The 10,247-nt window shown below is 68.3% G+C and carries 9 protein-coding genes and 1 pseudogene; 5 read left to right on the top strand and 5 right to left on the bottom strand.

Annotated elements, in window-relative coordinates; all coding sequences use genetic code 11:
- Positions 1-26: 26 nt before the first annotated feature.
- Entirely contained in the window at positions 27-857 is an 831-nt protein-coding gene (locus tag AB0915_RS26005) for a class I SAM-dependent methyltransferase (protein WP_366693367.1), read from the top strand.
- A 446-nt stretch (positions 858-1,303) separates the two neighbouring features.
- Here AB0915_RS26005 and AB0915_RS26000 read toward each other — a convergent pair whose 3' ends face one another.
- The 3 genes from AB0915_RS26000 to AB0915_RS25990 form a co-directional block, all read right to left on the bottom strand.
- Positions 1,304-2,803, bottom strand: a complete 1,500-nt coding sequence (locus AB0915_RS26000) for a hypothetical protein (protein ID WP_366693366.1) — start codon at positions 2,801-2,803, stop codon at positions 1,304-1,306.
- Between the two features lie 449 nt (positions 2,804-3,252).
- On the bottom strand, positions 3,253-4,089 hold the full coding sequence (locus AB0915_RS25995) for an alpha/beta hydrolase (RefSeq protein ID WP_366693365.1): 837 nt from the start codon (positions 4,087-4,089) through the stop codon (positions 3,253-3,255).
- Between the two features lie 69 nt (positions 4,090-4,158).
- Complete coding sequence (locus AB0915_RS25990) at positions 4,159-4,626, bottom strand: hypothetical protein (protein WP_366693364.1); 468 nt, start codon at positions 4,624-4,626, stop codon at positions 4,159-4,161.
- 357 nt (positions 4,627-4,983) lie between these two features.
- Between AB0915_RS25990 and AB0915_RS25985 the strand changes: the two genes are divergently transcribed.
- The 3 genes from AB0915_RS25985 to AB0915_RS25975 all read left to right on the top strand — a co-directional run bounded on the left by AB0915_RS25985 (position 4,984) and on the right by AB0915_RS25975 (position 7,817).
- Entirely contained in the window at positions 4,984-5,157 is a 174-nt protein-coding gene (locus tag AB0915_RS25985; protein WP_366693363.1) for a barstar family protein, read from the top strand.
- A gap of 472 nt (positions 5,158-5,629) precedes the next feature.
- Complete coding sequence (locus AB0915_RS25980; RefSeq protein ID WP_366693362.1) at positions 5,630-6,070, top strand: MarR family transcriptional regulator; 441 nt, start codon at positions 5,630-5,632, stop codon at positions 6,068-6,070.
- 991 nt (positions 6,071-7,061) lie between these two features.
- On the top strand, positions 7,062-7,817 hold the full coding sequence (locus AB0915_RS25975) for a dienelactone hydrolase family protein (RefSeq protein ID WP_366693361.1): 756 nt from the start codon (positions 7,062-7,064) through the stop codon (positions 7,815-7,817).
- 546 nt (positions 7,818-8,363) lie between these two features.
- Here AB0915_RS25975 and AB0915_RS25970 read toward each other — a convergent pair.
- Positions 8,364-8,636 (bottom strand): DUF6225 family protein, encoded by a 273-nt coding sequence (locus AB0915_RS25970; protein WP_366136632.1) that lies wholly within the window; start codon positions 8,634-8,636, stop codon positions 8,364-8,366.
- A gap of 49 nt (positions 8,637-8,685) precedes the next feature.
- Positions 8,686-9,402 (bottom strand): annotated as a pseudogene (locus AB0915_RS25965) (hypothetical protein); the annotation flags it as partial.
- Between the two features lie 67 nt (positions 9,403-9,469).
- Here AB0915_RS25965 and AB0915_RS25960 point away from each other — a divergent pair.
- Entirely contained in the window at positions 9,470-10,096 is a 627-nt protein-coding gene (locus tag AB0915_RS25960; RefSeq protein WP_366693360.1) for a hypothetical protein, read from the top strand.
- Positions 10,097-10,247 lie beyond the last annotated feature (151 nt).

The following is a 10,247-nucleotide window of genomic DNA, read 5'->3' as shown; positions in this document are numbered from 1 at the left end:
GGCAGCCCCCCACTAAGAGTGGGCGCATGCCCACTCTACCGCCGACCCGAGCGAGTCTTTCCGGGAGCGAGCCTCATCAATACCGGCAGGCAGCGGATTCGTTCGGCACAGACGCCGAACGGTATAACCGGACCCGGCCCCGCTATCCCGACGCCATGGTGGACCGGATCGTCGTCGGCAGCCCCGGCTCCGACGTCCTCGACGTCGGCTGTGGTACCGGAATCGCCGCCCGGCAGTTCCAGGCGGCCGGCTGCAGGGTGCTCGGGGTCGAGCCCGACGCGCGGATGGCCGACCGGGCGCGGCGTCTCGGGGTCGAGGTTGAGGTCGCGGCATTTGAAGCCTGGGACCCGGCCGGGCGGGCATTCGATGCGGTCGTCGCCGGCCAGGCCTGGCACTGGATCGACCCCGTCGCGGCAGCGGTCAAGGCCGCGCAGGTGCTGCGCCCCGACGGCCGACTGGCGGCGTTTTGGAACGTGTTCCAGCTTCCGTCCTGCGTTGCGGAAGCCGTCGCCGCGGTCTGCCGACGGGTGATGCCCGACTCGCCGTTCAACGTCCAGGCGATGACGAAGCCGGCCCTGAACGGGTATCAGGTGCTTTTCACCAAGGCCGCAGACGGGATTCGAGAGGCGGGCGGGTTCAGCGAACCGGAGCTGTGGCGATTCGACTGGGAGTGGTCCTACACCCGGGACACGTGGCTGGACCAGATGCCCACCCAGGGCGCCTTCACCCGGCTCCCATCGGACAAGCTGGCGGAGGTGCTGGAGGGTGTCGGGGTGGCCATCGACTCGATGGGTGGCAGCTTCACGATGCGTTACGCATCAGTGGCGGTCACCGCGGCGCGAACCGACGCCGCCTGAACCGGCTTCACAGCCTGTCCGCAGCCGGCGGGGACGCCGGCCCGGACCAGGATCCGGCCGGCCCAAGCCTGCCAGGTTCGGATGCCCGGCTTCATCCGCAGCTTCCCGTCCCCGAACAGGGGCAGCGGGACGACGTCAAGGGCGTTGCCCCCCTGCCCCTGCCGCTGAGCAACCTCACTCCCGAGCGGTCGACGAACCTCTCCCCGAGGATCCGCCGAGCCATCACCGACGCCCGAGTCGGCCAGAACCGCCGAGGTACAGCGACGATGTGGTCGCCCACCTGGCTGCGTAGGTGAGATAGGGAGAACGTCTGTAGACGAGTTGCGGGAGCAGTCGCTTGTTGCTGGTGTCCGGAATGTTGATGAGATGTGGAAACGCTTGCCTGGCGTGTCGGCGTCAGTCGATGGCCGACGGAGGTTGCGCGATCGATACGTGAGCGTCGCCTCTCAGCGTCGGGTCGCCGTCGGCGGAGTGGCGACGCCGTTCAGGCAGTGGTCGAGGAGTGCGTGCATGCGGAGGAGGGGGAGGGACGGGTTGGCTGCGGCTCCCTCTGCGGTGCGGGGGTCGGTGAGGAGGGTTTCCAGGGTCTCCGGTGTCAGGTTCGGGTTGGCGGCTGCTGCCCGGCGTACCGCATCGTCGGGGTCTTCCACCGGAGGTTCGGGCAGGGTGGGGTCGGCTGCGGCCAGGGCTCGTACGTCGGGATCCGGGTGGCCGATGAGGTGGTTCCAGCCGGTGCGGGGGAACGCGGGCAGGGTCAGCAAGTGGGGGCGGTGGTCCGGGTGGGTGACGAAGACGTCCAGGAGGAGGTGTGGCGGAGCCAGCGGGTGGTGACAGGCCAGCCGGATCCGTACCTCCTCGTCGTCGTCCCGTGCGAGTGTCCCGACAAGGTCTGCGGGCAGGCCGGGCCATCTCGCCGCAACCCGGCGGAGTACCGGCTCCTCGGACACCGCGCAGGCGGCGAACCAGTCGGGCGACGGCCCGGTGGCCGGCTCGGCTGGGCAGGGGCAGTCCGGACCATGTCCAATGACCCGGTCGATCGCCCCGTGCTCGGCCCAGGTACGGGAGAAGGGATGGAGGCGGGCATGCATCCGCACGTCCTCGTCCGGATCCTCCCTCAGCTCCGCCGCCAGGTCCGGTCCCAGGTCGGGGCGGGTGGCGACCGCCGCGCGAACCCTCGCATCGGGGTGGCGGGCCAGCCGGGCGACGACGTCGGGCGGGGTGTGCGGGTTCCAGGTCAGGGGGTACACCGTGTCGTCCGCGAAGCACTGCTCGACCAGCGCGGGTGACAGGGCGCACCTGCCGAGCACGTGCGGCTTGCTGAACACGCTGATGGACGGCAACTTGGCCTCCACCGTCTCCGGGTCCAGCTCCCAGCCGCTCTCCTGCGCCACCTTCCGGACCGAGGGGTCGGGGTCGTCGAGCAGGGCTGCCTGCTGCGCAGCGGTGAGGGAATGCCACCTCCAGGTGGCGTGTACACGGAGCTCGGGATGCTCGTGCCCGGCCATGGAGCGGTAGAAGGACAGAGGGATTTGCCGGGAGGAATCGAGCGCCGCGACGATCTCGTCTTTGGTGAGCGTGCCGTCCTCGCCCGCGTCCTGGGCGGTCAGGAGGGTGACGAGGATGTCGTCCGGCAGCGGTCGGACCCATCGGGGATAGTGACGGGGGCCGCTGGCGAGCCACCCCCGAACGATCCCCGACGGGTCCGTTGCCAAGGGGGCGAGTCGTGCGGGGTCGATGTACCGGTTGCGGGCGAGCGCGCGGCGAATCTCCCTGGCCGGGTGGTGGAGGGCTGCGTCGATGACGGCGTCGGGCAGGTCACGACCCTCGCACATCAGTAGGCCGGCCTCGCCGGCCGCTCGATCCACCAGGCGTATCAGTACGTCGGAGGGCGCCGCCGGATTGAAGGCGATGCCGCGCAGCCACGGTTCATGCAGAGAGTCGGACACCGCGTCATCCTGCCACCTCGCTTCCTGATCCGGGCCGCCCGACGGCTGCCTCATCGGCGCTAATTGGCGGCTCCGTCCCCAGGGCTTCGGCCCACGTGGCGAGGGCCTTGCTCATCATGCGCACGCTGACCGTACGCAACACACCGCCAGGCTCCGCATCCACCCCCGCCGGTGGAACGCACGACATCCGGGGCAAGTCAAGCAACCGGGCGTTGCCGAAACTCAGCTACATCGTCTTCCGTGCCCACGGGGTGCTCTCGCTCTTGAACAACAAACGCTCTCGCTATTGGGTTCTGGCACACATTTCGTGGGCGATCTTGAGTCCGGCTTCACCGGACCCAGGTGATGCGTGGGACGCGCAGTTCACATGACGCGCGCGACTCCTGCTGGCGAGAGTGAGCAAGATCTTTCGCTGTGTGCCAGAACCCGCTATTGACCGACTAAGCCGCCTACCCCAGGAACCTCTCGGTGGTCGCCACGAACCGGTCGGCGTCGTCGAGCCACGGATAGTGTCCGGCTCCGGCCTGAACGACGAGCTCGGCGTTCGGAAACAGACCGGCGAACTCGGCCATCGTGCGAGGAGGGGCACCCGGATCGACCTCTCCGGCGAGCAGGAGCACCGGCGAAGCGAACCGGGCGAGCGCGGCGCGGGTGGCGTCCGGGTCGAAAGCGCCCTCGGCACCGTAGGCAGCCACGATCTCCATGTTCATCTGCTCATCCCCAGCAGCCTGATGGGCCTGAGCCACCTCGTCCCAACGGCCGTAGGAAAACGGTGCGATGGCCTTCCAGTCGTCGCTGGTGGCCTTGCCCGCCAGTATCGCCTCCAAGGCCGCGAACGCCGCCGGGAACCACAGCTCGTCCCGGCGGAGCTGCGCAGTCTCGCGCCGGAGGTCTCCTGCGATCGTGAAGTCGACGGCACGGACGCTCGGTGTGATCAGCGCCAGTTTGCTGACGCGTTCCGGATGGCGGCCCACATACAGCGCTGCCAGATTCGCGCCGGCGCAATGTGCGAGCAGGTCCATCCGGTCCAGGCCGAGGTGCTCGCGCAGGGCTTCCAGGTCGTCGACGAGTCGGTCGCAGCGACAGGAGGCGGCGTCCTCCGGCATCTCCGACCGGCCGGTTCCCCGGAGGTCCGGCCTGATCAGCTGCCGGTGCGCGGAAAGGCCACCGAGATCGCCGAGGTATACGGAGTCCGTCGGTCCCCCGGGCAGGCAGACCACAGGATTTCCGTCGCCGAAGACGTGGTAGGCAAGCCTGGTGCCGTCATACGCGGAGAAGGCAGGCATGGCAAAGATCCTTTCAGTGGTGTTTCGGAGAGAGGTGCCGAAGGGGTACGTCGGCTTGATCCACGCAGGTCAGTGTTGTGCCTGCGGGGCGTCGAGGTCTCGGACGAGATGACGTGCGAAGAAGCGCTGTGAGCTCTCCAGCGCGAACACGGGGATGCTCATGTGGTGGCCCGGATTGGTGTCGGCACGCGTCGCCGGCGAGGCGTTGTGCCGGGCGATGAGCGGGCCGATGGGCTCGCCGGCAGACATTCGTTCCCTGATGCCTGCTACGAACTGCTCGTCCTGCTCGGTCCATTGGCGGTCGCCGTGTCCAGGCGCATCGATGGCGGCCACCGCAAAGCCGCAGCGAGTCACGTAACAGCAGGCCCCGGCCGCGAGGCCCTGGGCGCGCTTGCGGGGGCCGCCGCCATGGCCCAGCGGCACCAAGGGGCGCCTGCGAGTAGCACCCGTGGGTGACCAGAGCAGACCTGAGATGCCGTCATGGGTGAACGGACGTTCCGAGACGCCGTTCGAGGTCGTCTCCGAGGTGAAGTACATAGGTTTGTGGCCTTTCGAGATGCCTATGGGCGCTCCCAGGGCCACCTACGTCAGATGAACCGCACAGCCGCGGGGGAGGAGAGCACCCAGCCTGATACAGCGTTGATGCGTCTCACCTCCTCGGTCGGTCACGTGCACGGCGACGCTATCAGGCCCCGGCCGGGGGGAACAGGATGACGAACCTCTTGACCTCGGCTGGCGTTCGATCGACCTGGCCTCGGATGTGTTCGAGGAGTGGAAGAGCGAACCGCGTCGCCCCTGGTCCGATGGCCGATCCGGTCCTCTGCTGGTGGCTCCCGTCCTTCTGGGGAGTCCTTGAGGAGCCAAAGTCGGGTGCGGGCCGACGGGTGGTGATCGATGTCGGCCGCGCGCAGTCAGCGTGATCTCCATGCTTTCCTCAAGTGCGAGCTCGGATTCCCCGCGTTCTACGGGATTAATTGGAACGCGTTTGGGATGCGAACACGGGTCTGGTCGAGCTGCTCAGCGATCTGCGTGTCGCCCACTGGGCCGAGCGTAGGTGTTGGGTTCTGAGAGGGCGATAAGCGAGTCTTCTACCGCTTTACCTGCTTGTTTGGGTCAGGGGCGCTTCGGCCTCACCACCGCCGCGCGCTTCGCGAGCGGACCTCCCGCGGCCCACCTCCGCCGCACCCGGCGATGCCCCTCCGCCCTGGGCCCGAATTTGCTGGAGACGTGGACCTGTTCGGCTCCACGCAGCCCGTTCCCTTGCCGGCGAGCCCCATCCCTGGGGCGGACGGTGACGCCCCCCACCCCCGGGGCCCATTACCGCCGGGAGCCTGGACCTGTTCGGCTCCCGACGTTACCTCGCCCTGCTGGCGAGGGAGGAGTCGATGGAGTCCGAGGACAGCCTGTTCGGTCACAAGTCGAGCTTGCGGGACCGCCCTGCGACTCACAGGCCGGCCGACTTCGACCGGCCGGGGTTGTCGCCGAGGCATTAGGAAGTCTGGCCTTGCAATATCGAGCTTCGAAGCCTAGCCTTCTATTCATGGGACCTCGCGACGCTCTGAACCGCTCCACGGCCACTTCGATCCGGGTGGCGATGGGGATGCTCAAGCGACGTACCGGCGAGGCGCTCACGGACGGCCAGTTGACGAATCCGGAGTTGACCGTGCTGGCGCAGATCGACCGCAACGGCCCGATCACCGTCGCCGATCTGGCCCGGCTGCAGCAGATCACCCCGCAGGCAATGGGCTCGACCGTCGCGTCGCTGGAGAAGCATGGATTGGTGACGCGGTCCCCGGACCCCGACGACCGGCGGCGGTCACTGCTGACGGTCAGCAGTGCGGGCGGCGACGTCCTGCACTCCAGCCGCGACGTGATTTCCGATCGCATGGCCGCCGCGCTCGGCGAGTCGTTCACCGATGACGAGGTCGCCACCCTGGCGGCCGCGGCTCCGCTGCTGGAGCGCCTCGCCAAGCGTTTCTGACCCCCCATGCGAACCAGCCCACACGCCGAGCGTGCAGGGCCGATGGCTTGCTGCCTGGACCGCACATGAAGGAGGTGCGCATGTCATTGGCCGAAGAGCAATCGCTGACTGTGCCTGGGTACAGTGGCAACCCGCTCGACCGCTGGTAACCAGACCTCGCTCACCGAGCACGCGCCGGCCGGTCAACTGGGCACCGCGTCCAGGTTGCTGCGCACCTTCGGATACGTCGGCTCTATCGGCGCCGTCACCGCTTGGTCTTCCATCACAACGTCACTGACCACGGCGTCCACCAGATTGGCTGGATCATGACGGCCGTCAGTCTCGTTCTCGTGGCACTCACACTCGTCGACCGCACCATGCGGCCGGTCAGCCACTGACGGCCCAACCCAACGGACCGCTCAACACCAGCGATTGACCAAGGAGACACACATACCCATCACCACGATCGACCCCAACACGGCCCTCATCGTCGTCGATCTCCAGGCCGCCGCCGTCCACATGCCGACGGTTCACCCGTTCGAGGTTGTCCTGGCCAACGCGGTCAGGCTCGCTGACGCCGGAGGCGACCGGCGGCTGATGGGTACCGGCTGTTGCGTCGCGACGGTTCGGTGCTCGCAGGATCGGCCCGGTAACCGTCGAACCCGGTGACACCTTCGGCCGGAGCCGCAGGGCCGAGGGCAACACGCCGAGCCAGACGCCCCCTCATGACCTCGGCACCAGGAGACAACGCAACCCTGATCGGAAACCCCGAAGCAGAGTCTGGAAGGCTACCGCTCAGCAGCACGTGGAACGGTCCGTACGGCCCCTGCTCCAGGCCCGTCCACGGGAGTCGTCGACGTGCGGGCCTGTGAAGCACCCGCCTCAACGGGCAGGGCCACGGGGACGAAGGCAGCCCTGCTTGCAGCCGCGTCCATGTGGTGCCCGACGACAAGCACAGGTCGCCCCGAGCAGGGCCCCTACCGAATTCGAGACAGAGAGAAGAGAAGCACCGATGACTGCCGTGCACGGAACAGCGGTGAATATTCCCACCCCGGATGGCGCGGCCGACGCATACCTGGCCCATCCCGACGATGGCAGCCCCCATGCCGCTGTCCTGCTCTACATGGATGCCTTCGGCCTGCGCCCGCACCTGAAGAAGATGGCTGACCGCCTTGCTGGGGCCGGGTACACCGCGCTGGTCCCCAACGTCTTCTACCGTCATGGCCACGCCCCGGTGGTGGAGCTTCCCGACTTCATCGACCCCGTCCAGCGCCCCGACATCTTCCAGCGCATCGCCCCCATCTTGCGGTCACTCACCCCAGAGCTGGCGATGCGTGACGCTGACGCCTACCTGCGCTGGTTGGCCGCTTGCCCACAGGTTACCGACGGCCCGGTCGGCGTCACCGGATACTGCATGGGTGCAGGACTGGCCCTGCGCACCGCAGGCACCTACCCGGACCGCGTTGCCGCCGTCGCCGGCTTCCACGGCGGGCATCTGGCCCCCGACACCCCCGACAGCCCGCACCTGCTCGCCGACCGCATCACCGCGGAGGCGTACTTCGGGCACGCCGATCAGGACCAGGCAATGCCCCCCGAGCAGATCGACCGTCTCGAGAAGGCTCTCACGGCAGCAGGCGTCCGCCACCAGGGCGAGGTCTACCGAGGCGCGCACCACGGGTACACCCAGGCCGACACCGCTGCCTACAACCCCCATGCAGCCGAACGCCACTGGACGGCACTTCTGGACCTTCTCACCCGTACGCTCTGACCGACCTGGCTCCACCCCACTCCCGTGGAGCGTCGACTGAGGCGTCGGGCAAGTTCAGTGACGTCGGCTGGCTGAGAGGATTGCTGCTCATGGGCCGTTTTCATGGGGGCGCGGGGGACTGCACGCACCATCGCATCCGACGGGTAGACCTCCGTGAAGGCGAGCGGTGGATCCCCGGGCTCCCGGGGCGGCACCTCCACCGCATCACGCCATTCACCGCAGGCTCGGCTGCAGGCGCGGCGCCAGGGAAGCCGAGCTTACTTCAGCGGCCCCGCCGAGCAGGAGTTGGCCGCCGGCCTGAAAGCCGGCAGGCCCACCAAATTCCGCGTGCGACCTCCTGTGCGAGAGCGGCTACGCGCACAGCCGTCAGGGCAGAACGAGGCGCCGCCCAAGGTGCGGTTGCCGTGGGCCGGATCTCTTCGGCGACCGCATGGGTAATCCTCTGTGGTTCACGCTCAGGTCCACAGGGCTGCTCCTGCGATGTGGGCGTGTCCGGCGAATGCTGCAGCGGTATCTGACAGTCCGGTGGACCTGAGTGTGACCGGATCAGTCGAGACGGTCGTATCTGTCTGGCTCCCAGTCGGCGAACAGGGTCAGCGCCTTCTCCGTCTCGGTGCGTTCTGGCGTCGTCGCGGTGGCAGGCCACCAGTTCTCCACCTGGTGGGCGTCCACGAGGACGAAGCCGCGGTACCCGTCGAAGTCGCCGGGGTCGCTTGCCACACCGATATGGATGGGTGCGTCATCGGGCAGATCTTTGAGGGCGTCGCGCAGCTGTGCGGCGTTCCAGATTTGAGGGGTGTGCTCGAAGGTGTCGGCCATGCGCACAGGTTGCCGGAGTGGGCTGTCCAACTGGGGGAGACACGGCTGCTTACCGGGCTAAAGCGCTGATCCGGTGCAAGGGTGGGGCAACGAACAGACCATCCGCCAGGAAAGACCAAGGCTGCCGGCCGACAACGTCGAGCAACTCGCGCTCGCGTTGGGCGCTGAGGCCGGCGCGTCTTGCCCGGCTCAGACCCTCCTCGCGTTCCCAGAGCAGCGTGTCGGCCAGCAGCTCCGACCGGGGCCGATGAGGGAGACCCGCAGCGAGCGCCGCGGACCCGTTCCGGGCCGACCACCCTTCCCAGCCCGGCTTGACCAGCCACGTCGGAAGCGACTCGGCCCCCATGTACTCGGCCACGCCGTTCGTGAGCAGCCAGGCCGAGTCGGCGGTGACCACTGGACCGGTGTGCCCGCCGACAGCGCGGGACAGCTCGACCCACTCTCCGAACGGAACGACCGGACCGACAGCGTCGTATGTGCCGATGCTCCCCGTCTCCGCGGCGTCGAGCAGCCAGGCGGTGAGGTCCCGCACGTCGACTGTCTGTGTCGGCACGGCCGGCGTATCCGGAACCAGCATCGGCCCTTGCGGATCGAGTGCGGCACGGCCCACCCAGTAGCCTGACCGTCCGCTGTGATCCGCCGGGCCGCCGATGAGACCGGCGCGTGCGATGAGGAGGCGGCCGCCCACGACGGCCGTCGACGCCTGCTCGCAGGCGACCTTCGCCTCACCGTGCAACGCGCGGTCGACCTCGCTTCGATCGGTCGGAGCGTGCAGTGCGTGCCAGAGTTTTCGCCGCGGCGACGCACCCGTCGAGTGCGGCGGTTGCTGCCGGATGGTGCGGTTGAAGAAGGGCTACTGCCGCCTGTGCTGGCACCAGGCGAGCCAGGACGCCAAGGGCGAAGTCACGGTGCCGGCTCCTGCGCGACGGTGGCCCCCGCTCGCACCCTGGGACGTGCACACGCTCTGGGGCTACCTCAACCGGATCCGGCCCGTCCTGCTGGAGTGGTCCAACCCGCACAACCCCGTCGGTCGCGCCCTCATCATCGGCTCGCTGCTTTTCGCCGTCGGCGGGATGTATTTCCTCTACCATCCGGGGCTCCTCAGCGGCTCCGACAACTGGGACGGGGACGAACTGCGGTCCGGCGTGACAGCGGCGACCGCCAAGCTGTCGAGCGAGGCGCAGTTCGGGCCCGGGACCATCAACTACGAGGAGATCCTGCAGGCCGGCATCGCGGAGAAGGGCCACAGTTCCCAGGACGCGGTGACTGTCACGCTCGCCTCGGAGCCGCCGGATTCCGCCGTGTTCAACGGGGGCGCGGAACAGGCCGACTACACCGTCACCGCCGACGGCACGGACACTGCCTTCTGCCTCAAGGTCTACGCCATGAAGCGCAAGCAGGCGATGGGCTACGACTTCGTCACCACCTCCATCGGCGAGGGTGCGTGCCCCTCCGCCTGATTCCTGTTTGTCTGCCCAGACGCGGGCCGGGCTCCGAGGCCGGTCCCGCCCTCTCTTCGGCTCCTTCTCAGACCTGAGGCTTGTCTGTGGCGCACGGGTCGACGGCGACCATGCGCCGACCACACCGCTACCACCGCCGACTCCTGCGGGT

The organism is Streptomyces sp. NPDC048411 (assembly GCF_040704695.1).
In the GTDB taxonomy this organism is placed as follows: domain Bacteria; phylum Actinomycetota; class Actinomycetes; order Streptomycetales; family Streptomycetaceae; genus Streptomyces.
Note: the sequence above shows the minus strand (reverse complement) of the source record. Positions and strands in the feature narration are given on the sequence as shown.